Genomic DNA, 25,561 nt, shown 5'->3' on the forward strand with positions numbered 1-25,561 from the left:
CCCGGCAGGGCTCGGATGCGGAAGAGCCTGGGCCTGCAGCAGTTGGGCGGGGATCTGCTCGATCGACGTCAGGTTGTCCGGAAGCTTCCGGGCAGACTGCGGGTGACGCTTGTTCGAAACGTTGGTTTTCTTGTCCATCTGCCAGGGTCCAGAAATCATTTCCTGGAGCCTTTTCTACGGAAGGAACCTTCCTAACCCCGTAAGTAAAACATTAGGATTTTAGGGAAACTGTCCGGTTATTGGGCAAACGGGCGGAAAAATTTGCGGGACACCGCCCTATTTCGGGAAATGCCGATTTCAGCCGTCAGCGGCTGCTAAGAGATTGGTAAAGATCAAGCATCCGCTGCCGGTAGGCATGCCGCGAAAACTCCTGGAGAACCCAGTTGCGGCCTTTCAAGCCCATTGCCGCGCGCTCTGCGGCTGGCCGAGAGGCGAGGTCGGCAAGCCTTTCTGCCAGATCCTCAACCGAACCTGCTTTGGCGGTCAGGCCCGTTTCCCCTTCGTAGACCATTTCCGGAATGCCGCCGATCGCAGCGCCGATCACCGGCCGGCCGAGCGCATAGGCTTCCAGAATGCTGATTGGCGCGTTCTCGTACCATTCCGACGGCAGCACCAGCCCGCGGGACTGTCCGATCAGCTGGAAAAGTTTCTCGCCGGAAAGATAACCGGCAAAGGTCACGTCGGCGCCGGTGGATTCTGCGAGACTCTTCAGCATCGCCTCTTCCTCGCCGGTGCCGGCGATCACCAGTTTCTGCTTGGCTTTCGCCGCGGCCCGAATGAGCGTCGCGATGCCCTTTTCCGGCGCCAGGCGACCGGCGAAAACGAAGTAGTCGCCCTCCGCCCAATCGGTCGAGAAGCGCTCCGCATCGACGAAATTCGGGATATGCACCAGCCTTTCCGCCGGCCAGCCCCATTCGATCAGCTTCTCGCGATAGAAGCGGCTCGGCACGACGATGCGGTCGATGGTGTTGCGGTAGAGACCGAGCGTCCGGTGGATGATCGTCTCGCCAAGCACTACGGTGCTGAGCGTCAGCGAATCCTTGACGCAGCGATGGATCGCGACGTTGTGAATGCGGCCGCCCCTGCAGGCCTCGCAGATCCGGCCGTCGCGCAGCATCTTGTAGGAAGGGCAGGCGAGCTTCAGGTCATGCGCGGTCATGATCAGCGGAATGCCGGCCTCTTTCAGGACCGGGAAGATCGCCGGAGAAATGTGGTGATAGATATTGTGGGCGTGCGCGACATCCGGCCGTGCCCGGTCGATCAGCCGCCTTATCTTGTCGCGGGCTTCGAAGGAATAGATCACCTTGGCCGCCTGCACGACCTTGTCCTTGAAGCCGATCTCGCGGCCGTATTCGATCTCCGAGACGAAATAGTCGGACCAGGGGGAAGGCAGGTTGTTCTCGTGCTCCATCGCGAAAGGCACGACATCCCAGCCGATCTCCTCGAACAGCGCCGTGTGGTCGAAAAACACCGTCTCGGCGCCACCGCGCCGGTAGAAGTAGTTGTTGATATTGAGGAGGCGGCGCGTGTCCGCCGCTGCCGCCTTGATCGCTACCGGAGCATTCATCTTGGATCGACCTCCCAGCCGAGGGCACGCGTCGCAGCATCGACGGTCAGGATCTCGCAGCCGCGTTCGCGGGCGTGACGGACCAGATGTTCGAAGGTCGCCGGCGTGCAGCCGTAGGGCGTCGGCCTGTCGGCGATATCGTGGGTGAAGAATACCAGCCAGCCGGGATTGGCCGCGACGTCGTCGATCCAGCCGGTAAGCCTCTTGGCGTGGTCCTCCGGCTGGCGGATCTCCACCGATTTCAGCATCAGCGGATCCACGGGGCCGCGATTGATCGCCTCGCCGGCGCCGCGGCAGGTCCGGTAGCGGCGGCCGAGCTCTTGCCGCGCCAGGGGCCAGGCGGAATTGTAGGGAAAGGCGAAATTGGTTGCGGCCCGGGTGATGCCGGCCTCGTCGAGATAACGTGCATTGGCGTCCAGGTCCGCCGAAAGCGCTCCGCCATAGGAGCGGACGCGGTGATGCGCAAACGTGTGGCAGCCGATCTCGTGGCCGCGCCGGAAGAGATCGAGACAGCCCTCCCGGCCGATCAGCGTACGGTCCGATTCCACCCGGGCTTCGAGACCGCCTGCGATGTAGAATGTACCTTGCGCTCCGTATTTTTCAAGGATCGCCGCCCCGTTGGTCAGCGCGGTATCGGGCACGTCGTCGAAGGTGAAGGAAACGATCGGGCGGCTAGTCGCGACGATCCGCGTGCGCGATGCAATCTTCCAGATCAGCCGGTTGCTCGCCCGGTCGATCAGGCCGTCAAGGTTCTTCAGCAGGTCAGGCATGCGCCGGTGCCCTTCTGGCGGTCGCCTTCGGTGCGTTCACCAGATCGGCTCCCCGCAACCTGAACGAATAAAGCGCCACCGCAAACATGAACCACATGAAGCTGCCGCTATCGAAGAAGATGGCTTCCAGCCCGGCATTGAAGAGCACGTAGAGCCAGATGCGCATGAACAGTCTCGTGACGTTCGACTGGCTGCCTTCCGGATCGGCTCTGGACAGATCGCGCAGCGGCAGGAACAGCACGAAGAAGAGCGTCAGGATCAGGCCGGGCAGGCCCGTCTGCAGCCAGATATCGAGATAGGAATTGTGGCCGTTATAGGCGGCGGTGGCCCAGGTGGCGATCGAGTCGCCGCTATAGACGATCTCCTTCGTCTGCCAGAAGCTGTTGATGCCGTAACCGGTGATAGGCCGTTCGGAGATCGCCGAAAATGCGAAGCGCCAGATATCGGCGCGGTTGGTGAAGGTCGGATCGATCCCGAAACTGTTCACCAGTTCGCGAAAAGGCTTGATCACGGCCGAGCCGACCGCGATCAGATTGAAAGCCGCGACGCCTCCGACGGCAATCGGAATGCGCAGCATCCGGTAGCGCTCGAAGAACCAGGCGATCAGAAGCACGGCAGGCAGCATGGCCGACGCGGTCTTGCCGCCGGTATGCATCAGGAAAAAGCAGGAGAGCACGACGATCGCCAGACCGATGACGCGCGACCATACCGACATGATGAAGAAGCCGGAGAAGGAGGCGATCACCATGGCGGCGGCGGCGCTGTTCTTGTGGGCGAAATGGCCCCTCCAGAAACCCGCATTCGTCGGTTCGCGCAGCTCCGATGCCTGATGGATCGACAGTTCCGGCCGAAACATCACGCCGAAATAGGCAAAACCCAGCATGATCAGCGTGCCGATGGCGAGCAGCTTGCCGAACTGCCGTTCGGAAGCGGGCAGGAGGAGGAAGATCGCCGCATTGACGATGGTGATGATCGCGAGGATCAGCGCCTTGATGCCGAGGAAGGGATAGTTCGACAGAAGCGACGTGAAGAGGAACCAGCCGAAGGTCAGCCCGAGCAGCCCGCGCGGCTGCAGGATGATCGAGCGCAGCGGGTTGAGGAAGCCGAAGATCATCATGCTGCCGGCCAGCGCCAGGGTGACGATCTGGTTCAGGCGGTTGGAATTTCCGGCCGACGGATCGAGGATGGCCTCGCCGCGCAGATCCACATAGGGGTTGGTGGTGACCCAGAAGAACAGGAATATGCCGAGGAAGAGCAGGGCGCCGACCACGTTCCTGTCGACATCCGGCGCCGCGACCTCCTGAGCTACCATGCTGCGCATGTCCAGCTCCTATGCGTATCGCTGCCGGTAGGCAAAGCGGCGGCGCGCGGCGGCAAGATGCCCGTTAAGCCCCAGGACGAGCGCAAGGCCGGCACCGAGCATCACGCCGGCGACGCCGCCCGCTGCAAGCAGGATGATGGTGCGCGGCGGCCAGCTTTTTGATTTCGGCGGCACCGGCGGCGAAATCACCCGGACGTTGCTGGTATCGATCTGCTGGCGTTCGGTGATCTGGTGGGTACGGCCGAGGTAGGTCTCGTAGACGGCGGCCTTGGCGCGCGCGTCGCGCTCCAGTTCCCTCAGGCGCACCTGCGCGTCGTTGTTGGTATAGACGGTGGTACGCTCCGCATCCGCCTTGCCGCGCAGCTGGGCAAGCGCCGCCCGCGCCTGGTCGGCATCGGTCTTGGCGGTTTCGAGGATGCGGTTGGCCTCGTCGCCGATCGCCTTTTCGAGCGCTGCTTTTTCCGACTGCATCGAGATCAGCCGCGGGTGGCGTGCACCGTATGTCAGGGTCAAGGAGCCGATCTGCTGCTGCAGCGTATTGTAGCTCGTCCGCAGTGTCTGCATGCCGGGGCTGTCGAAGATCGTGGCCGTCACGGCGCGCCGATCGGCCACGGCGGAGCGCATCTGATTGTAGCGGGCCTCGGCCTGGATCAACCGCTGCTGGGCATCGAGAACCTGGGTGTCGAGCGCGCTCGAAATGCGGCTGCTGGCGAGCTCGCCGGTATTGGACGCCTGGATATTGTTGTCGCGCTTGAACTGCTCGACCTTTTCCTCGGCGTCCGTCACCGCCTTGCGCAATTCGTCCAGCCGGCCGTTGAGGGTCGCGGCGATGCGGCCGGCGCTTTCGGCGGACGAGGTGAAGAGCTCCATCTCGAAAGCACGCACGATCGCCTCGGAAAGCTTCACCGACTTTTCCGGATCGCCGGTCCAGACCCCGAGAGTAACAACGAAGGAGCGTTCCTCGCGGCTTGCACCGACGCGGTCGCCGAGTTCCATCAGCACGGCGAGTTCCTTGTCCTGGGGCGGCCGCTTGCCGGAAATCATCCGGAAGAGTGGTTCGAGCGGACTCGGCCGGGTAAATTCGGGATCCTCGGTGAGGTTCATGTCGGCGATGACCTGTTTCAGGACATTGCGGGAGGTCAGCACACGCAATGTGCTTTCCACCTGGAGCAGCTGCGAATCCCGCTGAGGGTTCGAGGCGAACACGTCGTCATTGACGACATTGAGGTTCTGCGGATCGATGATGATGTCGGTATAGACCGTGTAGCGCGGTGTCGCGGTGGCTGCATAGACGAAGGCGGCGATCACGCAGAGCACGGTGACGAGGATGATCCAGCGCAATCCGCCGCGCAGCCAGGACAGGATGTCGCCGATGCCGATTTCCGAAAGGCTGGCGATCTGAGCCTCCAGAACGCCGTCGAGTGCCGATCTGCGCGGCTCGTCGGACTCGGCGAAGCCTTCGCGGGGCGCTGCATTGCGGGTCGTGGGCTGGGCACGGCGGTCGCCGTAGATGTCGTCCTCGTCGTCGCCGTGATCTTCGAAACGACGTCGGTCCATCGCTCTATCGTTGAAACGGTCTTCGTCTATCCGATCGAGAAGGGAGCCGCGATAGGTCATGCCGGTGCCGCGGCCCGCAGGCGCAGGATAGGCCTCGGGTCGTCGGTTTTGAGGCTCCTTCGGCCGGTACATAGACACCTCCAGCCCTGCAGGCTATGCATTGCAAAGACCGCAATTCACCAACATTTTCACTCCCCATCTCTAGGCGAGTAGGGTGAATATCGGGTTAACTCGGCGCCGCCGGCATTTATGGCGGGATCCATCATCCGGCAACGGCTTCGGTCGCCAGGCTTCTTGCCCTGCTCCGGCTGACGACGCGGAAATAAACGGCCCAGGCGGCAACCGCCATGGCGATCTCGATCAGGTAATAGGAGACGAAGGTTCCGGCGGGCGGCGCGTACCAGGTGCCCCAGGCCGCGACGCCGGCACCGATGAGGCTGCCGAGCCCCATGACGGAGGCGCGGGCGCCCTGATGGCCGGACGCGCCGAGCGCTTCCACCGCGATCGCCCAGCAGCCGACCGGGATCACCACCCAGCAGAGAGTGCGGACGAAGGACACCAGCGACGTGTAGTCATGGCCGAAGAGATAGGGCAGGATCGGTGCGAGGATGAAGATGGCGACGGCAGCGCCGATGCTGATCGCCAGCGCCGCGGCGAATATCTTCGAAACGCGTTCGGTTGCGAGGTGCAGGCCGCCCTGGCTGGCCTTGGCTGTGCCCGGGTAGACGATCCGGTTGAGAGCGTCCACCGAAAGGTAGCTCGAATCGATGATACGGCGCGCGACGCTGTAGCTTGCGACGATTTCGGCGCTGGTGACGAGGCTCAGAACCAGGAGGTCGGCGTTCTGACGGGCGGCTTTCAGAATGAAAGGAATGCTGAAGAACAGGCCAAGCCGCAGCTCTTCGCGGACAAGCTGGAATTTCGGCCGTCCGAGCCGTCTCAGCGCCAGCAGGCAGAAACCCAGCATGACGAGATGGGCGGTAAACTGCCAGACGATCCAGCCGGAGAGCGTCGACACGCCGAAGACGATGCAGGCGAGTACCGCGGCCGTGGTGCGGATCAGCGCGAAGCCCATCACCACCTTGTTGGCCGCCCCGAAATCCGAAAAGGCGATGAAGACCTGTTCGGAGAAGAGGATGCAGCGGACGAGGATGATGTTGGTGATCAGCATCATCATGATTTCGACGATGTTCACCGCCCCGTTGGACGAGATATCGAAGAAATAGGGCAGGATGACCGCTCCCACGACGATCAGCAGGATGCCGCTCGCCGAAATCAGGATGATGTTGTGTCCCAGCATGACCGGATACATGGAATGGTCGCGGGCGACGCGCCGGACGAGGCATTCGGTGCCGCCGATGCCGCAGAGGAACACGGCGATCGTCGAGACGGCGGTGATCGCCACGAAGAGGCTGAATTCGTGAACGCCGAGGAAACGGGCGAGGATCGCGAAGGTCAGGAGCTGCGCGGCCGAGGAGACGATCAGGCTGCCGCCGGACGCCGCATAGGACAAGACCCGCGGCAGGAGGTCGCGATAGCCCGGCAGCTTTCCAATCGAACTCGGCAGGGTCATGCCCGGCCTCCCGCCGCGGCTGCCTTCGTGCTCGCGATGTCACGCACGCCGAAATTCTTCAGCCAGAGCTGGGTCGAAAGAATGCCGACGAAGGCGGCATTGTCGCGGAAACCTCCGACTGCCTGGATACGGCACTTCTGGTGCAGCTTCGCGACCGCGCGGGCATTGAACAGGCCGGAGGCGCTGATTGCCCGCTCGCCGAGCATCTCGCCGACATATGCCAGTTCACGATCGCCGGCGAAGGACCGGCTGTCCGGCGCGCGATAGGGCTGTTTCGGCCGCTTGCTGATGATTTCGGGCAGCACGTTCCGCGCGACGCGGCGGAGGATATGCTTTTCCTCGAGGCCCTTGAGCTTCATTTCAGGCGAGAGGGTGTTCGCGAATTCGACCAGCCGGTGGTCGAGGAAGGGGAAACGGCCTTCGATGCCATGCGCCATTGCGACACGGTCTCCCTGGCTCGACAGGATATAGCCCGGCAGCAGGAAGCGGGTTTCGAGATATTGCGCCTGGTGCAGCGGATGCCAGCGGCGGAAATTATCGGGCAGCCGCGATGCCAGCTCTTCGGCCGCATCGTAGTTTCCAAGCACCTCGCGCAGGTCGTCCGAATAGAAGATCTTCGCCGCCGCCGTGGAACGGAAGCGCGGCCGATGCGAGAACAGCGGATCGTCCATCAGGTCGTTGCCGGCGCCGAAAAAGGCCGCGAGATATTCCGCCGACTGCTGTTTCAGGCCCGGCAGGTAGGGATAGAGCTTGCGGAAGAGATGCGGCCTGATCTTCGAACCGGGCTGGCGGGCGCAGAAGCGGCGCACGCGCGCCTCCCGGAAAATGTCGTAGCCCGCAAAGATCTCGTCGGCGCCTTCACCCGTCAGCACGACCTTCATGCCTGTTTCGCGGACGAGGCTTGCCAGACGATAAAGAGGTGCCGGCGCGGTACGCAGCACCGGCCGCTCGGCAAAGCGGATGACATCCGCAAAACTGCCGGCGATATCGTCCGGGCCGCTGGCGACGGCGCGGTGACGGGTGCCGAGTGCGCGGGCGACTTCCATTTGGAAGGCGCTTTCGTCATGCTCGGCGCTGTCGAACGTGACGGAGAAGGTGTTCAGACCGCCCGGCGCCATCGGCGCTGCGAGCGCGGTGATCAAAGAGGAATCCAGTCCGCCGGAGAGATAGGAGCCGACCGGCACGTCGGCGCGCATCCTGAGCCGCACCGCGTCGGTCAGGAGGGCGCGCAGCTCCTCTTCCTTTGCCGGCTGTTCGGAGCCCCCGGGTTCACCTGCATCCGGGAAATCGAGCGTCCAGTAGGGCCTGATATCGGTCTGTCCACCCTTCGCGACCATCAGGTGTCCGGGTTCCAGTTCGAAAATCCCTTTGAAGGCAGTGCGAGGCGGGATCGGGGCCCAGAGGGTGAATATCTGGTCGAGTGCGACCGGATCGAGCTCCGCCTCGACGCCAGGCACCTGCAGCAGGGCCTTCACTTCGGAGGCGAAATAAAGCGTGCCCTTGTGGTGAGTGTAGAAGAGTGGACGCACGCCCATGCGGTCGCGGGCGAGGATCAGCCGGCGCGCCAGGCCATCCCAGATGGCGAAGGCATAATCGCCGTTGAGACGCGAGAGGCAGGCTTCGCCATAAGTCGCATAAAGCTGCAGCAGGACCTCGGTGTCGCTGCCGGTTCTGAATACGACGCCACGCGATTTCAGCTCGTTGCGCAGTTCGACGTAGTTGAAGATTTCGCCGTTGAAGGCGATGGTGTAGCGGCCGCTCGCCTCGGTCATCGGCTGCTGGCCGTCGGCTAGCCCGACGATCGAAAGCCGCACATGCGCAAGCCCTATGCCGGGTGTGGCGAACACGCCTTGCCCGTCCGGTCCGCGATGGGCAATCGCATCCGCCATGGAGGCCACCAAAGTTTCCGGAGAACCGGAAAAACATGCTTCACCAAGGAAGCCGGCAAAACCGCACATCTGTTTCCATCATGAACAGGGACATTCAATCCGTTCATAGACCGAAAAGCTTGCCGTTCCCCTTAAACGACCGGTAAAATTTGAACTGTGTGCAAAAGAGGTTCAGGTCGCCTGCATGCCGAGGATGACGGTCGGCCAGAATTCCGAGACCGTCGGATGGATCGGAACCGCCCAGCGCAATTGGTCGTAGGTGGCCCCCGCATTCATCATATCGAGTACGCCGTGGATCGACTCGTCGCCGCCGGTGCCGAGGATTGCGGCGCCCAGGATTTTTCGCGTTTCCGCGTCGGCGATGAATTTCATCAGGCCCTGCGTCTCGCCCTTTTCGACGGCGCGGCCGACCTTCGTCATCGGCAGCCGGCTGACCAGAATCTTCCTGCCGGATTTACCGGCTTCGGTCTCGCTCATGCCGACGCGACCAAGCGGCGGGTCGATATAGAGCGCGTAACCGAGCAGCCTGTCGGACACCTTGCGGTTCTCGCCGTCGAAAAGGTTCGCCGCGACGATCTCGAAATCGTTGTAGGCCGTGTGGGTGAAGGCGCCCTTGCCGTTGCAGTCGCCAAGCGCCCAGATGCCCTGGACACTGGTGGCGAGATGGTCGTCGACCTTGATATAGCCACGGGCATCCGTCTCGACGCCTGCCTTGTCCAGGCCGAGATCGTCGGTATTGGGGCGGCGGCCGACGGCGAGCAGCAGATCGGAGCCGATCACTTCGGACTTGCCGGCGCCCACATGGACCGCGACACCGTCTTCGTGCTTGCGGAACCGGATGTCGTCCGCGCCGGTGATGACCGTCACGCCTTCCGCTTCCAGAATGCTGCGGATCGCGTCGGAAATGTCTTCGTCCTCGCGACTGACCAGGCGTGGACCTTTTTCCACGACGGTCACTTCGGCGCCGAAACGCCGATACATCTGCGCGAATTCCAGCCCGATATAGCTGCCACCGATGACGAGCAGGTGCTTCGGCACCCGATCGAGCAAAACGATATCGCTGTTGGTCATGTAGGGAACGTCGTTTATGCCCGGGAAATCCGGGATCACGGCCCGGCCGCCGACATTCAGGAAGATCTGCGGCGCGGTCAGGATTTCGTCGCCGACGCGCACGGTATTCCTGTCCTCGAAACGCGCGTGGCCGCGGATCAGCGCGCAGTTCGGCATGCCTTCGAGCCAGCTTTCGTTGCCGTGGCGGGAATCAAGCGTCACCTTATGGGAACGCTGCATCACCGTCTTCATGTCGATCTTCACCGGGCTTTCCAGCATCACGCCGTATGCGGCGCCGCGGCGGGCGAGATGGGCCGCATAGGCGCTGGCGACGAGCGTCTTGGTGGGCTTGCAGCCGGTGTTGACGCAGGTGCCGCCCACATGCTTGCGCTCGATGATCGCCACCGTCTTGCCGGCGTCGTTGAAACGCCCGGCGAGCGAGGGACCGGCCTGGCCGGCCCCGATGATGATCGCGTCGAAGGTTTTCATCGGATGCCTCAAGCGGGAATGGAGGCGATGATGAGATAGGCGCCGATGATGGCGACGGCGTCTTCGATGAAGGCGGCCGGCGGATCCTTGCCGAAGCTGGCGGCCAGCTTGGCGCGGGCGGCAGCGCCACCATAGGTGCCGATCGCGGCGCCGATGATGCCGGCGATCACGCCGATGATGAGGGAGGTCATCCCCATGGCCGCTAAACCCGGCACGCCCAACGCGGCACCCGTGAACGCCCCCATGAGCAGGCGGGCGCCGAACTGCTGCGGCACCTTGCGGCTCGGCGTCGAGGGAAGCTGGTCGGTCACGAGTTCGACGATCGCCAGAATGGTGAAGATGCCGACGGCCCAGACGGATCCCATGAAGGCGAGCCAGGAGCCGGCGAGGGGAAGCCAGCCGAGATAGGCGGCCCAGGCGATGGCGGCGGGTGCCGTCATGGCACGCAGGCCGGCGATGATGCCGATGAGAAGTGCAAGCAAATAGATCATCAAACCCCCTATGCCGCACCATTGCGGCTTACCCCGCTGTTGCACCCCAGATCGAAATCGTGATCGGTTTCGAAGTCAAGCGGTACGGGAACATTATTACGGGAATACGAGCCCTGCTTGCGTAATTCCACCGCCGGTGGGAAAGGCTCCGCGAAACCCGAGGCCGGTTGCACCGCTCTCCCGCGGCAATACGCAAGATTTGATGGAAATCGCCGGGACAGCATTTAGAATGCATGAAGTGCCAGCAAGGCGAAGGAAGAGCCGCATCTGTTGAAATACCGTATCCTATTGGCATTGATCTTAGCCGTTGCGATCGGCCTGGCGCTGACCCTCAAGGGCAGCGAGGTGGTTGCGCGCGGCTACATGAAGGAGGCGGCCGCGCAGGCGGGCACCACGTTGAGGCTTGCGGTCTCCGCGCTCGACGGCCACCTGAAACGATACGAGGCGCTGCCCGCGCTGATCGCCGACCAGAACAATATCGAAGCGCTCATCTTCGACCCGAAGAACGAGGGTCTGCGCGCCCGCACCAATGCCTATCTCAAGGAAATCAACGCGCTTCTGACCTCGTCGGACATCTACGTGATGACGATGGACGGCGAGACGATCGCCGCCAGCAACTACGATTCCCCGGTCTCCTTCATCGGCGAGAATTTCATTTACCGCCCCTATTTCCAGGAGGCGGCGAGGGGCCAGCAGTCGCGGTTCTACGCGCTCGGTACGACGTCGCTGAAGCGCGGCTATTATTTCGGGTCGCCCATCGAAATCGACGGCGTCATCCGCGGCGTCATCGTCTTCAAGGTGGATATCGACTCGATCGAGGAGAGCTGGAAGGGCGGCGACGACCGGATCTTCGTTTCCGACCCGGAAGGCATCATCTTCATGACCGGCAGTCCGGAATGGCTCTATGCGAGCATCAGGCCGCTGACGGCCGATCGCATCGCCCGGACCGAAGCCTCGCGCCGTTATGCAGACGCGAAACTGCGCGAACTGCCGGTCAGGCCAGGCTCGTTTGCGGGCTACGACGTCATGAGCATCGCCGATGGCGGCGCGGAAAAAGAATATCTCGTCCTCTCGCAGCCGATGCCGGAGGCGGGCTGGACCGTCAACGTGCTGATGGACACGAGTTCGGTGCGCATCCAGGCCAACACGGCGATCGTGGCCATCCTCCTGACGCTCTGCCTTGCGGGTCTGGCGGCGGCGATCATCGTTCAGCGCCGGGCCCGGCTCAGCGAGCGCATGCAGCTGCAGGCCGAAGCCCGCAACGAACTCGAACGGCGGGTGATCGAGCGCACCGCCGATCTCGCCCGCGTCAACAGCCGCATCGAGGAGGAGATCGCCGAGCGGCGACTTACCGAACAGCGCCTGCGCCAGACCCAGGCGGATCTCATCCAGGCCGGCAAGCTCGCCGGGCTCGGGCAGATGTCGGCCGCCCTTTCCCACGAACTCAACCAGCCGCTCGCCGCCGCCAAGACCTATGCGGAGACGACCGGCGTGCTGATCGATCTCGGCCGCACGGAAGAGGCGAGCGACAATGTGCGGCGCATTTCGGCGCTGATCGACCGTATGGCCTCGATCAGCAGGCACCTGCGCAACTTCGCCCGCAAGCCGAACGAAAAGCTCGGTCCGGTCGGCATCGAGGATGTCATGCGCGACACGCTGGAGATCGTCGCCGTCCGCCTCAAGGCCGCGGACGCCATTCTGGAAATGGAGATCGATCCTGCCGTTCCGGCGGTGAGGGCGGGTGCGGTCCGCCTCCAGCAGGTTCTGGTCAACATCATCACCAATGCGGCCGATGCGGTGGAAGGCCTCGACGACCGGCGTATCACCGTCTCGGCCAGACAGGTCGGCGACAAGGTGCTCGTTTCGGTACGCGATCGCGGCCCGGGCGTAGCGGCCGCCATCCGCGAGCGGATCTTCGATCCGTTCTTCACCACCAAGGGCGTCGGCAAGGGTCTCGGTCTCGGACTTTCGATCTCCTACAACATCATCAAGGATTTCGGCGGCAGCCTTTCCGTCCAGGATCATCCGGAGGGCGGAGCGGTCTTCCTGATCGAACTCGACATCGCCGACGGCAGTCTTCTGGAGGCGGCGGAGTGAGCGGACAGAGGGTTCTCCTGGTCGACGACGAAGAGGAACTGCGGCGTTCCACCGCGCAGGCGCTCGAACTTTTCGGCCTCGACGTCCAGACCTTCTCGAATGCCGACCATGTGCTGGAACTTGCCGGCTTCGGCTTCGACGGGGTGGTGGTCAGCGACATCCGCATGCCCGGCATGGACGGCATGACGCTCTTGCAGAAGATCCGCGAGCTTGACGCGGAAATCCCGGTCATCCTGGTGACCGGTCACGGCGACGTGCAGCTCGCCGTCAAGGCGATGCGGGAAGGGGCTTACGACTTCCTCGAAAAACCGTTCACGCCGCAGCATCTTGCCGGCATCATCCGCCGCGCGCTCGACCGCCGCGGCCTGGTGCTCGAAAACCGCAGGCTTCGGGCTGTTGCTGGAAAACGCGACGACGTCGAGGCCCGGCTTCCGGGCCGCACCCAGGTCATGGTCGACCTCAGGTACCGTATCCGTGCCATCGGCGCGGCCGATGCGGATACGCTGATCATCGGCGAAACGGGCGTCGGCAAGGAAGTGGTGGCGCGGGCGCTGCACGACATCAGCACGCGCGCCAACCGGCCGTTCATCGCCATCAACTGCGCGGCGCTGCCGGAAAACCTGATCGAGAGCGAGCTTTTCGGTCACGAGGCAGGCGCCTTTCCGGGCGCGATCAGACCGCGCTACGGCAAGTTCGAGCATGGCCGTGGCGGTACGATCCTGCTCGACGAGATCGGCTCGATGCCGGTCGACCTGCAGGCGAAATTCCTGCGCGTCCTGCAGGAGCGGGTGATCACCCGCCTCGGCTCCAACGAGACCGTGTCGCTCGACGTGCGCTTCATCGCCACCAGCAAGGTGGACCTGGAAGCCGAGGTGGCCGCAGGACGTTTCCGTGCCGACCTCTTCTACCGGCTCAATGTGGCGACCATCCATGTGCCGTCGCTCATGCAGCGGCGGGCGGACATTCCGCTGCTTTTCCTGCAGCTCGTCAGGGAAGCCGCGGCACGTTACGGCCGCGAGGACATGGACGTGCCGGCCGACGTCATCTCGGCGATCGCCCAGCGCGACTGGCCGGGCAATGTGCGCGAGCTCCGCAACGCCGCCGACCGCCTTGTGCTCGGCCTCGATCCGAAACCCGGCGAAACGGGCGGTTCGGGGAAGGACGGTTCCAGGGATGGGGCAGGGCGGTTGGCCGATAAGGTCGCCGCCTTCGAACGCAACATCATCGCCGGCGAGATCGCAGCACATGGCGGCGCGCTCCGTCCCGTCTACGAATCCCTCGGCATTTCTCGCAAGACGCTTTACGAGAAGATGCAGAAATACGGACTCGACAAGAAACTGCTCGGTTTCGAAAACTTGCTGCACGACGACCGGGACGGTTGATGCCCGGGACGAACCTTTCCCGCCGTCATTCCTCTGGCAAGCACGGCGATGAGATCATTTTCGATCCGCTTAGAGTAGCGTGATTGCGGGAATGGGTGGAAATCCACCCACGCTTTTCCCGCATTGTTTCCGAATCCACCCATGCTGCGGCGCGGCATTTGCAGAAAAGCTCAAATAAGACTTTCGCAACGATTGCGCGTGTTTCGCGCCTGACGGCAAATGGCCCGCAGGCTGGCGCCGGAGGAGACTTGCGCGCCTGCTGTGCCATACGTTTCATCCAGGAGGACCCCGATGAAAATCCTGAACGCCATTCTCGGCGCAACCGCCCTTGCGGCGCTTTCGCTGGTTTCCACCGTTGCCAATGCAGCGGGTTTTCCCGAACGCCAGATCACCATGATCGTGCCGTTTGCGGCCGGCGGTCCGACCGATACGGTCGCCCGTCTCGTCGCCGAAGCCATGTCGAAGGACCTCGGTCAGCAGGTCATCGTCGAAAATGTCGGCGGCGCCGGCGGTACGCTGGGCGCTGCCCGTGTCGCGAATGCGGAAAAGGACGGCTATACGATCCTGCTCCACCACATCGGCATGGCGACCAGCAACACGCTCTACCGCAAGCTGCCCTACAAGACGCTTGAGGCTTTCGACTATATCGGTCTCGTCACCGACGTTCCGATGACGCTGCTCGCCCGCAAGGATATGCCGGCCGACGACCTCAAGGGCCTCGTCGAATATGCCAAGGCCAACAAGGACAAGGTCACCGTCGCCAATGCCGGCATCGGCGCCGCTTCGCATCTTTGCGGCATGCTGTTCATGAGCTCGATCCAGACCGCGCTCGTCACCGTCCCCTACAAGGGCACCGGCCCGGCGATGACCGATCTGCTCGGCGGCCAGGTCGACATCATGTGCGACCAGACGACCAACACGACGAAGCAGATCCAGGGCAAGACGGTGAAAGCTTACGCTGTCACCTCGCCGAAACGCCTCGACGTCCTGAAGGACCTGCCGACCGTCAAGGAAGCCGGTCTGCCGCAGATGGAAGTCGGTATCTGGCACGGCATGTATGCTCCGAAGGGCGCGCCGAAGGAAGCGATCGACAAGCTCAACAAGGCGCTGAAGGTCGCTCTCAAGGACACCAATGTCGGCGCCCGCTTCGCCGAACTCGGCACGACTCCTTCGCCGGATGCCGATGCCACGCCGGAAGCGCTGAAGGCCAAGCTCGAAGGCGAGATCGCGCGCTGGAAGCCGGTCATCGAAGCTGCCGGCCAGTACGCGGACTGAAACGCGATCCTTAACCCCTCACCCTCTCCCCGCTTGCGGGGAGAGGGGACGTGCCCCACCCATCGTTTGTTGCCGAGGGAGCCGGTGCGGCACGCTCCTTCTCCCCGCGAGCGGAGAGAAGTTCCCGGTAGCGGGACGAGGGGCATCTTGCACGCCGAATTTGCATCTCCATCCTCTACGGAGACACCATGAATTCCCTGAAAGTCGATACGACCAATCTCATCTGCGGGCTGCTGCTGATCGCCACGGGCCTCTTTTTCGCCCTCGAATCCCTTGATCTCGAACTAGGCACGGCGCTGCGCATGGGGCCGGGCTATTTCCCGTTCATTCTCGCCTGCGTGCTCATCCTGCTCGGTGGGATCGTCCTCGGCCAGGCGGTCAGGGTACAGGGCGAACCGATCGGGGCGATCGCCTGGCGCGGCATGGTCTTCATCCTGCCGGCACCGATCATCTTCGGGCTCACCGTGCGCGGGCTCGGCTTCGTGCCTGCGGTCTTTATCTGCGCGCTCGTTGCCGCCTTCGCGTCGCAGCGCATGAAACCGCTGACCGCTGTCGCGCTTTCCGCGGCGCTGACCGTGTTTTCGCTGCTCGTGTTCAGTTATGGCCTCGGCCTGCCATTCCGCACCTTCGGGCCTTGGCTGGGCTTTTAGGCTCGGCTTCTAAGGATTTTGAGCCATGGATCTCTTCAGCAATCTCGCGCTCGGCTTTTCGACCGCGACCTCCCTTGAAAACCTGTTCTTCTGCCTGATCGGCGTGCTGCTCGGAACGCTGATCGGCGTGCTCCCCGGCATCGGCGCGACGGCGACGATCGCCATGCTTCTGCCGATCACCTTCCAGCTCGAGCCAGTCTCGTCGCTGATCATGCTGGCCGGCATCTATTACGGCGCCCAATACGGCGGTTCGACCACGGCGATCCTCATCAACATGCCGGGCGAATCCTCGTCCGCCGTTACCGCCATCGATGGTTACCAGATGGCCCGCAAGGGCAAGGCGGGCGCGGCGCTTGCGATCGCCGCCATCGGCTCGTTCTTCGCCGGCACGGTTTCGACCTTCCTGGTGGCGATCTTCGCGCCGCCGCTGACGCAGATCGCGCTGCAGTTCGGCGCCGCCGAATATTTCTCGCTGATGGTCGTCGGCCTCGTATCGTCGATCGCCTTGGCGCATGGTTCGATCGTCAAGGCGCTTGCCATGGTGGCGCTCGGCCTGCTGCTCGGCCTTGTCGGCACCGACATTTATACCGGCACGCCGCGCTTCACCCTCGGCATCCGCGAGTATGCGGACGGACTGAACTTCGTCGCGGTCGCCGTCGGGGTCTTCGGCATCGCGGAAATCCTGCGCAACCTCGAAAGCGAAAAGACCCGTTCGGTGCTGATGTCCAAGGTCAGCGGACTCCTGCCGTCGAAGGAGGATTTCAGGGCGATGATCGCGCCGGTGCTACGCGGTACGGTAATCGGCTCCATCCTCGGCATCCTGCCGGGCGGCGGCGCGATCCTTGCCGCGTTCGCGTCCTATACGGTCGAAAAGAAGGTCTCGAAGCATCCGGAGGAATTCGGCCACGGCGCCGTCGCCGGCGTTGCCGGCCCGGAATCGGCCAATAACGCCGGCGCCCAGACCTCGTTCATCCCGCTGCTCACACTCGGCATTCCGGCCAATCCGGTCATGGCGCTGATGGTCGGCGCGATGATCATCCAGGGCATCGTGCCCGGCCCGAACGTTGCCACCGAACAGCCGGCGCTCTTCTGGGGTATCATCGCCTCGATGTGGATCGGCAACCTGATGCTGGTCGTGCTCAACCTGCCGCTGATCGGGCTGTGGGTAAAGCTCCTGACGATCCCGTATTATGTCCTCTTCCCGATCATCATGGCGTTCTGCGCCATCGGGGTCTACAGCGTCAATTCGAACGTCTACGACCTCTATTCCGTCGCCTTCTTCGGTCTCATCGGCTACGTGCTGTCGAAACTGCGCTGCGAGCCCGCCCCGCTGCTGCTCGGTTTCGTCCTCGGCCCGCTGCTGGAAGAGAACCTGAGACGGGCGATGATCCTTTCGCGCGGCGATCCGAGCACGTTCGTTACGCGTCCGATCAGCGCGGCCCTCCTCTTCTTCGCTGCACTCGTTCTTGTCATCGTCTTCCTGCCGAGCGTCAAGAAGAAGCGCGAGGAAGTCTTCGTGGAAGAGGATTGAGAAGCCGCGGACAGCGTCGCGCGACCAAGTCCCGCGCGACGCTGAAACCTTTCGCAATCTTCCTGACGGGATTGCGCGACAACGCTTCAGGCGGTCATACCGTCTGGAGCGCTTGCAGTTCAGCCACCGGAGCCCGCCCGGCTATGTGCTTCAGAAGCAGCCGGCCCATCAGAAGACCGGCCTCGGTCAGGTCCTCGTAGATCGTCTCGACACGAGGCCGGATCTGGTCGAACAGGCCGGACGTCTGTTTGGCGACCAGATGCACGTCGCTGCCGAGTTCAAGACCGCGGTCATAAGCGGACGCCATCACCGCGAGCGCCGATACCTCGCCGCCGCAGATATAGCCGTCCGGCCGCTCCGGCTCTCCCATCCTTTTATAGACATAGTCGCGAATGTCGTCGGACTTGCTGTCCAGCGTCACGCCCGTGGCGATTTCGAACCCGACGCCTTCCTCGCGCACGGCCGTCATGAAGCCGTGGCGCATATGATGGGCGAAGGTAAAGCGGTCCGGCGGCAGGATGATCGACAGCTTTTTCGCGCCGGCGGCGATGAGTTTGCGGGCCGCCTGATAGGCGAAGCCGTAATTGTCGTAATCGACAAACGGGTGGGCGGTCGCGAGCTCCGTGCGGCCATGACAGATGAACGGAAAATTGTTTTCCATCAAAAGCTTGACGCGTTCGTCGGAGGGCTCGGTGCGGGTGAAGATGATGCCGTCGGCCATGCGGTTGCGCATGATGTGGCGCACCGGATCGATCTGCGGCGTGTTCAGAAAATGCGGGGTGATGACAAGGTGGTAGGCGGTGCCGCGCAATGCCTCTGTCAGCCCGTTGATCATCGAGGTGGCGTAACCGAGGATTTCTTCGTGCGGATCGAGCACGAGGCTGATGACATTGGTGCGGCCGGTGCGCAGGCGCTGCGCGGCGCGGTCAGGCAGGTAGCCGATCTCTTCCGCCACCTGCCTGACCCGCAGCCGCGTCTCAAGCGCGATCTGCGGCGCGTCGGCCAGCGCGCGCGACACGGTGGTGACGGCAAGCCCCGTCAGTTCGGCGATCGTCTTCAGGGTTGGCTTCGCACCAGTGCCGGCCTTTTCGGTTCCCCGGGCCGGCATCGCCCGCCGACTCTTGTTCTCCCCCTTGTCCTCTGGGTCCTCCAGCGACATATCCTCATCTCCTCCATGCAGGCTCCGGAACCGGAGCGAGCCTCATCTATATCGTTGCAAATTTTTTCAAAGGCGCCAGAAATTTTTCTCGCTTCCCGAGGAAAATTTGGAAGCGTTTTAAATTTGCGATATTTTTCATGATGTTAATGGGAAATTTCGACTCTGTAAAAAACTCCCTGGGCGGGTTGACACTACCCGCATTTATATCGTTATAAATCCCGATATCCGGAGAGGAGCCCGGATGCAAAGGGAGATTCTCAATGAAGATTCGAATGATTGCCAAACTCGCCGCCGGTGCGGCTCTTATCGCGATGACGGCCGGTGCCGCCAAGGCCGCCGAGCAGGTCGAAGTCCTGCATTGGTGGACTTCCGGCGGTGAAGCGGCCGCCCTCAACGTCTTGAAGGAAAACCTGCAGAAGCAGGGCGTCGCCTGGAAGGACATGCCGGTTGCCGGCGGTGCAGGCTCCGCTGCCATGACCGCGCTTCGCGCCCGTGTGACGGCCGGTGATCCGCCGACCGCCGTCCAGCTGCTCGGCTTCGACCTCCGCGACTGGGCGGAAATGGGTGTTGCCGCAAACCTCGACGACCTCGCCAAGAAGGAAGGCTGGGACAAGGTAATTCCGATCGCCCTCCAGAACTTCTCGAAGTATGACGGCCACTGGATCGCCGCTCCGGTCAATATCCACTCCACCAACTGGCTGTGGATCAACAAGGCGGCTCTCGACAAGGCTGGCGGTAAGGTTCCGACCAATATCACCGAACTCATCGCCATGCTCGACGCCTTCAAGGCGCAGGGCCTCACCGCTCTCGCTCACGGCGGCGTTCCGTGGCAGGACGGCACGCTCTGGGAAGCCGTCGTTCTGTCGACCGGCGGTCCGGACTTCTACAAGAAGGCCGTTCTCGATCTCGACCCGGCGGCTCTTTCCGGCGACACGATGAAGAAGGTTTTCGACACCATGTCGAAGCTGCGCACCTATTTCGATCCGAACTTCTCGGGCCGCGAATGGAACCTGTCGACGGCCATGGTCATCGAAGGCAAGGCCGGCGCACAGGAAATGGGCGACTGGTCCAAGGGTGAGTGGCTGCGCGCCAACAAGAAGCCGGGCGCCGACTTCGTCTGCATCCGCTTCCCGGGCACCCAGGGGTCCGTCCTCTTCAACGCCGACCAGTTCATGATGTTCGACGTGGGCGGTGACGCCGAAAAGGCGCAGATGAAGATGGCGTCCGCCGTCGAGGATCCGGCCTTCCAGATCGCCTTCAACACGGTCAAGGGTTCGGTCCCGGCCCGTACCGACGTCTCGAACGAAAAGTTCGACGATTGCGGCAAGAAGGGCATGGCGGATCTCGCCGAAGCCTCTTCCAAGGGCACGCTGATGGGCTCGCTTGCCCATGGTTACGCTCAGCCGGCGGCCATCAAGGAAGCCATGCTTGACGTCATCACCCAGCACCTGAATGGCCAGTTGACGACCGACGCAGCGCTGAAGCGCTTGCCGGAAGCAGTCAAGGCTGCGAAGTAAGTAGCTTTGCATGAATGGGTGAGGGGGTTGCCTGACGGCGATCCCCTCACTTGCAATTTCCAGCACTTAGCTTTCAGCTAAGATGCTGAAATTGCTTTCTCTCCCACAAAGGGAGAGATAAGGATGCCGCGCCGCCGCCGTCCTACCTCTCCCTTGGTGGGAGAGGTTACAAAATCAGCATCTTAGCTGAAAGCTAAGTGCTAGATTTTGTTGGTGAGGGGGTAAGCTTGGCTTTCTGATAGCTGTTATTTCTCCTGCCCCCACCCGGAGGTCATGATGACGACAATCGAGCCGGTGCCCGCCCTGACACCCGAGGGGACGCCGCAGAGACAGGGCCGCACCTTTGCGGACGGGTTGCGCAATGCACTGCCGAAGATCGTGCTGGCGCCCTCATTCGCGGTGATCCTGGTTTTCGTCTACGGCTTCATCCTCTGGACCGTCTACCTGTCGTTCACGACCTCGCGCATCCTGCCGGTCTACAAATGGGGCGGGTTCGACGCCTATTATCGCCTCTGGTCGCAGCCGAACTGGTATGTGGCGATGCAGAACCTGGCGATCTTCGGCATCCTTTATATCGGTATCTGCATCGCGCTCGGCCTGTTCATCGCCATTTTGATGGACCAGCGCATCCGTGCTGAAGGCGTGCTCCGTCCGATCTTCCTTTATCCGATGGCGCTGTCCTTCGTCGTCACGGGTACCGCTTGGAAGTGGTTCCTGAACCCCGGTCTCGGGCTTGAGCACACGATGCACAATCTCGGCTGGACGAGCTTCAAGTTCGACTGGCTGGTGAACCCGAACATGGCGATCTATACCGTCGTCATCGCCGGCGTCTGGCAGGCGTCCGGTTTCGTGATGGCGATGTTTCTTGCAGGCCTTCGCGGCATCGATGGCGAGATCGTCAAGGCGGCGCAGATCGACGGCGCCTCCAACATCGCCATCTACCGCCGCATCATCATTCCGCTGCTGCGGCCGATCTTCCTGTCGGCTTTCATCGTGCTGGCGCATATGGCGATCAAGTCCTACGACCTGGTCATCGCGCTCACCGGCGGCGGGCCGGGCAATGCGACCGAACTGCCGTCCACCTTCATGTATTCCTACACGTTCAACCGCAACCAGATGAATGTCGGCTCGGCGAGCGCGGTGATGATGCTGATGGGCATTACCGCAATCATCGTGCCCTACCTCTATTCTGAACTGCGGGAGAGGAAGCAATGAGCGCCGCAAACGAAACCGTCAGCGCCGGCCAGGCCCGCACCGCCCGCTATTTCATCTATGCGGCCTTGATTGTGCTGGCACTGGTCTATCTGTTGCCGCTCTACGTCATGCTGACGACGTCCTTGAAATCGCTTGACGAAATCCGCGGCGGCGACATGCTGGCGCTGCCGAAGGACCCGTCGATCGCCGCCTGGGTGAAGGCCTGGGGCGAGGCCTGCATCGGCGTCTCCTGCGTCGGTATCAAAGGGTATTTCTGGAACTCCATCAAGATGGTGGTGCCGGCGGTGATCATCTCGACGCTGCTCGGCGCGCTGAACGGCTACGTACTCACCAAGTGGCGCTTCCCGGGCCACAAGATCGTCTTCGGCATGATGCTGTTCGCCTGCTTCATCCCGTTCCAGGCCGTGCTCATCCCGATGGCGCGCCTGCTCGGCCTGATGGGCCTGTCGAACTCGACGACCGGCCTTGTCATGGTGCACGTGATCTACGGTCTCGGCTTCACGACGCTGTTCTTCCGCAACTATTACGAAGCCTTTCCGGACGAACTCATCAAGGCGGCGATGATCGACGGCGCCGGCTTCTTCCGGATCTTCTGGCGCATCCTGCTGCCGACCTCCGGGCCGATCATCGTCGTCACGATCATCTACCAGTTCACCAATATCTGGAACGACTTCCTGTTCGGCGTATCCTTCTCGGGCGGTGCATCCTCGCCGATGACGGTAGCGCTGAACAACCTCGTCTCCTCCTCCACCGGCGTCAAGGAATACAATGTCGACATGGCGGCCGCCATCTTCGCCGCCCTGCCGACCCTGTTCGTCTATATCGTCGCCGGACGCTATTTCGTGCGCGGCCTGATGGCCGGCGCCGTGAAGGGATAACCGCACATGAGCTTTCTTGAAATCAAGGATATCCGCAAGAAGATCGGCAATAACGAGATCCTCAAGGGGATCAATATCGGCCTCGAAAAGGGCGGGTTCCTGGTTCTGGTCGGTCCGTCCGGCTGCGGCAAGTCGACCTTGTTGAATGCGATCGCGGGCCTCCTGCCGCCGTCTTCGGGCGACATCGTCATCGATGGCCAGGTGGTCACGGATCTCCATCCGTCGAAGCGCGATATCGCCATGGTCTTCCAGTCCTACGCGCTTTACCCGAACATGACGGTGGAAGAGAACATCGCGTTCGCGCTCGAAATGCGCGGTGTCGAGAAGGCGCAGCGTGAGGCGGAGGTGAAGAAAGTCGCCAAGACCCTGCAGATCGAGCATCTGCTGAAGCGTCGTCCGAGCCAGCTTTCCGGCGGACAGCGGCAGCGTGTCGCGATGGGCCGGGCGCTGGTGCGCCAGCCGCGGGTCTTCCTCTTCGACGAGCCGCTCTCCAACCTCGACGCCAAGCTGCGTGTCGAAGTGCGCGCCGAAATCAAGGCGCTGCACCAGAACACCCATGCGACGATCGTCTACGTCACCCACGACCAGATCGAGGCGATGACACTCGCCACCAAGATCGTCGTCCTCAAGGAAGGCACCGTCCAGCAGGTCGGCACGCCGGCGGAAATCTACAACCGCCCGGCCAACCTTTTCGTCGCCGATTTCATGGGTTCGCCGGCCATGAACATGCTGAAGGGCCAAGTTTCCGGCGCCGATGGTCAGCAAAGTATCGCGCTGTTCGGCAACGACGGCGTCAAGGTCGCCATGCCGCCCTCCGTCACCGCCGGCCTCGCCGACGGCAAGGAGGTCATCCTCGGGCTGCGTCCGGAGGCGATCACCGATACCGGCCTTCTCGATCCGCAGGTACGTTCGGTTGCCAGAATCGAGGCCGACGTGACCATGGTCGAACCGACCGGCTCGGACACCTTCGTCACCGGCCGGCTGGATGGGGCGAGCTTCACGGCCCGCACCCGTGCCGACGTTCACGTGGCGCCGGGAGAGAAGTTCTCTTTCGCTTTCAATCTGGACAAGGCCGTCGTTTTCGATCCCCAGACGGGAAGCCGTATCGATTGATGCGGCCCGAGCGGCACTTCACGTAAGATGCTGCGCCTTATTTTTAACAAGCGATAACAACTGCTTATAGATCCGTGGGGAACCAATCCTCACGGACTGGTGTTCCCTTGGACCTGTTGGAACCAAGGAGATGTCATGTCCCTGACCCGAGATTTCACGCAGTTCGATTCACGCAACGAAGCCTCCGTGCGCCCTTTCGAGCGTGCTTTCCCCAAGTTCTGGGGCGCCGAATATCTAGGTAACGGAGAGGTCACCTTTCGTTTGTGGATGCCTGAGGCGGAACGCCTGCGTGTGCGGATCGCCGACCGCAATCGGGAAATGCTGCCAGCCGGCGACGGCTGGTTCACACTGACCACGGAAGATGTTGCGCCGGGCACATCCTATCGGTTCGTGATGCCTGACGGCGTCGCCATGCCGGATCCGGCTTCGCGCGCCCAGCATGGCGGTATCGACGGACCTTCGATCGTCATCGATCCCACCTTCTTTCGCTGGCATGCGACCGACTGGCAGGGCCACGCCTGGGAGGAGGCGATCCTCTACGAGATCCATATCGGCACTTTTACGCCTGAAGGCACCTTTCTCGCCGCGATCGGCAGGTTGCGGGAACTGGCGGACCTCGGCATCACCGTGCTGCAGCTCATGCCGGTCAATCAGTTTCCGGGCGAGCGCGGCTGGGGTTACGATGGCGTGCTGCCCTATGCACCGCATCATGCCTACGGTTCGCCCGACGACATGAAGGCTTTCGTCGACGCTGCGCACCGGCATGGGCTGTCGGTGATGCTCGATGTGGTCTACAATCATTTCGGTCCGCTCGGCAACCTGTTCGATCGTTATGTGCCGTCCTTCTTCGATCCCGAGCGGACGACGCCCTGGGGGCCGGCGATCAATTTCGCCCAGCCCCAAGTGCGACGTTTCTTCATCGAGAACGCCCTCTACTGGCTGGAGGAATACAATCTCGACGGGTTGCGCCTCGATGCCGTCGATCAGATCAATGACGACGCTTCGGACGTTCACTTCCTGACCGAGCTGGCGCAACGGGTCCGCCGCGAAGTGGCGGGACGCCGGCGGCATCTCGTCATGGAGGACCACCGCAACATCACCGGTTATCTGGAACGAAACCGCACTGGCGAGGCACTTCTTTATGAGGCCGGATGGAATCACGATGTCCATCATGCGGCGCATGTGATCGCCACCGGCGAGACGACGGGATATGTGGAGATTTTTGCCGAGCGGCCGGTCGCAAAGCTCGCGCGGGGCTTGGCGGAGGGTTTTATCTATCAGGGCGAGGCATCGCCAAAGGGAGAGGCGCGTGGAGAGCGCAGCGGTCATCTGCCGCCCTCGGCCTTCATCAATTTCCTGCAGAACCACGACCAGGTCGGCAATCGCGCCGAAGGCGAGCGGCTGATTTCGCTTGCCGATCCGCGGATGCTGCGCGTCATGACGGCGATGCTGATCCTCTCGCCGCAGATTCCCATGCTGTTCATGGGCGAGGATTACGGCGAGGTTCGCAGCTTCCGCTTCTTCAGCGATTACGAGGGAGAGCTGGCCCGGGCGGTCTGGCACAACCGGATCAACGAGGCCGCCAGTTTCGGCGGCATTCCGGCGGGCGTTTCGAACCCGGAAGATATAGCCGATCCCAATCGGCCGGAGACGTTCGAGCGTTCAAAACTCGGCTGGGACCACGCCTGGTCCCTGGAAGGACAATCGTTCCGGGATCGTCTCGCCGTCCTCATCGCCAAGCGCCAGGAACATGTGGTTCCAGGCCTGCGTTTCGCGCCCCCCCATTCGGGCCAGACGCTGCAGGCCGAGGAGGGCATCGTCGCGATCGACTGGCGGCTGGGAGACCGGCTACTTCAGCTTCGAGCCAATCTGTCGACGGCGGCCAAGCCGGTTCCGTCCGTTTCCGGCATGGTCTTTCATGCCGAAGCGTCCGGGCTCGAGGACGGGAGACTGCTTCCGGGCCTCTCGATGGCGATGGCAGTATCGGTCGATTGATTGGCCGCCGATCCCAAAAGGCCGGAACAAACCCTGCTGGCC

Annotated in this window: 19 protein-coding genes; 10 read left to right on the top strand and 9 right to left on the bottom strand. The window is 62.6% G+C overall.

Annotated features, from left to right (window positions below; translation table 11 throughout):
• Positions 1-304 precede the first annotated feature (304 nt).
• From DMO26_RS11555 to DMO26_RS11590, 8 genes are all read right to left on the bottom strand, one after another.
• Positions 305-1,567 (bottom strand): glycosyltransferase family 4 protein, encoded by a 1,263-nt coding sequence (locus DMO26_RS11555; protein WP_117192192.1) that lies wholly within the window; start codon positions 1,565-1,567, stop codon positions 305-307.
• A complete protein-coding gene (locus DMO26_RS11560) occupies positions 1,564-2,337 on the bottom strand; it encodes a polysaccharide deacetylase family protein (RefSeq protein ID WP_117192193.1) in 774 nt (257 codons plus the stop codon). The genes DMO26_RS11555 and DMO26_RS11560 overlap by 4 nt, the downstream gene beginning before the upstream one ends.
• Positions 2,330-3,658, bottom strand: coding sequence for an O-antigen ligase family protein (locus tag DMO26_RS11565; RefSeq protein ID WP_117192194.1), 1,329 nt, complete (start codon positions 3,656-3,658; stop codon positions 2,330-2,332). The genes DMO26_RS11560 and DMO26_RS11565 overlap by 8 nt, the downstream gene beginning before the upstream one ends.
• Positions 3,659-3,667: 9 nt before the next feature.
• Positions 3,668-5,347 carry a GumC family protein gene (locus DMO26_RS11570; protein WP_226951268.1) on the bottom strand — a complete coding sequence of 560 codons (1,680 nt, stop codon included), beginning with the start codon at positions 5,345-5,347 and terminating at the stop codon, positions 3,668-3,670.
• Between the two features lie 130 nt (positions 5,348-5,477).
• Positions 5,478-6,788 carry a lipopolysaccharide biosynthesis protein gene (locus DMO26_RS11575; protein ID WP_117192195.1) on the bottom strand — a complete coding sequence of 437 codons (1,311 nt, stop codon included), beginning with the start codon at positions 6,786-6,788 and terminating at the stop codon, positions 5,478-5,480.
• A complete protein-coding gene (asnB, locus tag DMO26_RS11580; RefSeq protein WP_117192196.1) occupies positions 6,785-8,746 on the bottom strand; it encodes an asparagine synthase (glutamine-hydrolyzing) in 1,962 nt (653 codons plus the stop codon). Before asnB ends, DMO26_RS11575 begins: the two co-directional genes overlap by 4 nt.
• A 102-nt stretch (positions 8,747-8,848) precedes the next feature.
• Positions 8,849-10,216 carry an FAD-containing oxidoreductase gene (locus DMO26_RS11585; protein WP_117192197.1) on the bottom strand — a complete coding sequence of 456 codons (1,368 nt, stop codon included), beginning with the start codon at positions 10,214-10,216 and terminating at the stop codon, positions 8,849-8,851.
• Between the two features lie 8 nt (positions 10,217-10,224).
• Positions 10,225-10,707, bottom strand: coding sequence for a DUF4126 family protein (locus tag DMO26_RS11590; RefSeq protein WP_117192198.1), 483 nt, complete (start codon positions 10,705-10,707; stop codon positions 10,225-10,227).
• Positions 10,708-10,977: 270 nt separating this feature from the next.
• Between DMO26_RS11590 and DMO26_RS11595 the strand changes: the two genes are divergently transcribed.
• The 5 genes from DMO26_RS11595 to DMO26_RS11615 all read left to right on the top strand — a co-directional run bounded on the left by DMO26_RS11595 (position 10,978) and on the right by DMO26_RS11615 (position 17,642).
• Positions 10,978-12,804, top strand: coding sequence for a sensor histidine kinase (locus tag DMO26_RS11595; RefSeq protein ID WP_264319357.1), 1,827 nt, complete (start codon positions 10,978-10,980; stop codon positions 12,802-12,804).
• Positions 12,801-14,186, top strand: a complete 1,386-nt coding sequence (locus DMO26_RS11600) for a sigma-54-dependent transcriptional regulator (RefSeq protein WP_117192199.1) — start codon at positions 12,801-12,803, stop codon at positions 14,184-14,186. Before DMO26_RS11595 ends, DMO26_RS11600 begins: the two co-directional genes overlap by 4 nt.
• 291 nt (positions 14,187-14,477) lie before the next feature.
• Complete coding sequence (locus tag DMO26_RS11605; RefSeq protein ID WP_117192200.1) at positions 14,478-15,461, top strand: tripartite tricarboxylate transporter substrate-binding protein; 984 nt, start codon at positions 14,478-14,480, stop codon at positions 15,459-15,461.
• Between the two features lie 188 nt (positions 15,462-15,649).
• On the top strand, positions 15,650-16,111 hold the full coding sequence (locus DMO26_RS11610) for a tripartite tricarboxylate transporter TctB family protein (RefSeq protein ID WP_117192201.1): 462 nt from the start codon (positions 15,650-15,652) through the stop codon (positions 16,109-16,111).
• A 25-nt stretch (positions 16,112-16,136) separates the two neighbouring features.
• Positions 16,137-17,642, top strand: coding sequence for a tripartite tricarboxylate transporter permease (locus DMO26_RS11615; protein WP_117192202.1), 1,506 nt, complete (start codon positions 16,137-16,139; stop codon positions 17,640-17,642).
• A 94-nt stretch (positions 17,643-17,736) separates the two neighbouring features.
• Here the strand turns inward: DMO26_RS11615 and DMO26_RS11620 are convergent, their stop codons facing one another.
• Entirely contained in the window at positions 17,737-18,801 is a 1,065-nt protein-coding gene (locus tag DMO26_RS11620; RefSeq protein ID WP_117192203.1) for a LacI family transcriptional regulator, read from the bottom strand.
• 266 nt (positions 18,802-19,067) lie between these two features.
• On the opposite strand from DMO26_RS11620, the gene DMO26_RS11625 reads away from it, so the two are divergent.
• The 5 genes from DMO26_RS11625 to treZ all read left to right on the top strand — a co-directional run bounded on the left by DMO26_RS11625 (position 19,068) and on the right by treZ (position 25,519).
• Positions 19,068-20,318 carry an ABC transporter substrate-binding protein gene (locus DMO26_RS11625; protein ID WP_205421205.1) on the top strand — a complete coding sequence of 417 codons (1,251 nt, stop codon included), beginning with the start codon at positions 19,068-19,070 and terminating at the stop codon, positions 20,316-20,318.
• 276 nt (positions 20,319-20,594) lie between these two features.
• Positions 20,595-21,533, top strand: coding sequence for a carbohydrate ABC transporter permease (locus DMO26_RS11630; RefSeq protein WP_205421206.1), 939 nt, complete (start codon positions 20,595-20,597; stop codon positions 21,531-21,533).
• Positions 21,530-22,411, top strand: a complete 882-nt coding sequence (locus DMO26_RS11635; RefSeq protein WP_117192205.1) for a carbohydrate ABC transporter permease — start codon at positions 21,530-21,532, stop codon at positions 22,409-22,411. Before DMO26_RS11630 ends, DMO26_RS11635 begins: the two co-directional genes overlap by 4 nt.
• Positions 22,412-22,417: 6 nt before the next feature.
• On the top strand, positions 22,418-23,524 hold the full coding sequence (locus tag DMO26_RS11640; protein ID WP_117192206.1) for an ABC transporter ATP-binding protein: 1,107 nt from the start codon (positions 22,418-22,420) through the stop codon (positions 23,522-23,524).
• A 135-nt stretch (positions 23,525-23,659) separates the two neighbouring features.
• The gene (gene treZ, locus DMO26_RS11645; protein WP_117192207.1) at positions 23,660-25,519 is read left to right on the top strand and encodes a malto-oligosyltrehalose trehalohydrolase; all 1,860 of its coding nucleotides are present in this window, start codon (positions 23,660-23,662) and stop codon (positions 25,517-25,519) included.
• The last annotated feature ends 42 nt before the right edge of the window (positions 25,520-25,561 follow it).

The organism is Rhizobium terrae (genome assembly GCF_003425685.1).
In the GTDB taxonomy this organism is placed as follows: domain Bacteria; phylum Pseudomonadota; class Alphaproteobacteria; order Rhizobiales; family Rhizobiaceae; genus Neorhizobium; species Neorhizobium terrae.

What these genes read in the sequence shown, in the direction of transcription:
- DMO26_RS11555 (WP_117192192.1), bottom strand. Translation starts at nt 1,567, where the DNA reads ATGAATGCTCCGGTAGCGATCAAGGCGGCAGCGGCGGACACGCGCCGC.
- DMO26_RS11560 (WP_117192193.1), bottom strand. Translation starts at nt 2,337, where the DNA reads ATGCCTGACCTGCTGAAGAACCTTGACGGCCTGATCGACCGGGCGAGC.
- DMO26_RS11565 (WP_117192194.1), bottom strand. Translation starts at nt 3,658, where the DNA reads ATGCGCAGCATGGTAGCTCAGGAGGTCGCGGCGCCGGATGTCGACAGG.
- DMO26_RS11570 (WP_226951268.1), bottom strand. Translation starts at nt 5,347, where the DNA reads ATGTACCGGCCGAAGGAGCCTCAAAACCGACGACCCGAGGCCTATCCT.
- DMO26_RS11575 (WP_117192195.1), bottom strand. Translation starts at nt 6,788, where the DNA reads ATGACCCTGCCGAGTTCGATTGGAAAGCTGCCGGGCTATCGCGACCTC.
- asnB (WP_117192196.1), bottom strand. Translation starts at nt 8,746, where the DNA reads ATGTGCGGTTTTGCCGGCTTCCTTGGTGAAGCATGTTTTTCCGGTTCT.
- DMO26_RS11585 (WP_117192197.1), bottom strand. Translation starts at nt 10,216, where the DNA reads ATGAAAACCTTCGACGCGATCATCATCGGGGCCGGCCAGGCCGGTCCC.
- DMO26_RS11590 (WP_117192198.1), bottom strand. Translation starts at nt 10,707, where the DNA reads ATGATCTATTTGCTTGCACTTCTCATCGGCATCATCGCCGGCCTGCGT.
- DMO26_RS11605 (WP_117192200.1), top strand. Translation starts at nt 14,478, where the DNA reads ATGAAAATCCTGAACGCCATTCTCGGCGCAACCGCCCTTGCGGCGCTT.
- DMO26_RS11610 (WP_117192201.1), top strand. Translation starts at nt 15,650, where the DNA reads ATGAATTCCCTGAAAGTCGATACGACCAATCTCATCTGCGGGCTGCTG.
- DMO26_RS11615 (WP_117192202.1), top strand. Translation starts at nt 16,137, where the DNA reads ATGGATCTCTTCAGCAATCTCGCGCTCGGCTTTTCGACCGCGACCTCC.
- DMO26_RS11620 (WP_117192203.1), bottom strand. Translation starts at nt 18,801, where the DNA reads ATGTCGCTGGAGGACCCAGAGGACAAGGGGGAGAACAAGAGTCGGCGG.
- DMO26_RS11630 (WP_205421206.1), top strand. Translation starts at nt 20,595, where the DNA reads ATGACGACAATCGAGCCGGTGCCCGCCCTGACACCCGAGGGGACGCCG.
- DMO26_RS11635 (WP_117192205.1), top strand. Translation starts at nt 21,530, where the DNA reads ATGAGCGCCGCAAACGAAACCGTCAGCGCCGGCCAGGCCCGCACCGCC.
- DMO26_RS11640 (WP_117192206.1), top strand. Translation starts at nt 22,418, where the DNA reads ATGAGCTTTCTTGAAATCAAGGATATCCGCAAGAAGATCGGCAATAAC.
- treZ (WP_117192207.1), top strand. Translation starts at nt 23,660, where the DNA reads ATGTCCCTGACCCGAGATTTCACGCAGTTCGATTCACGCAACGAAGCC.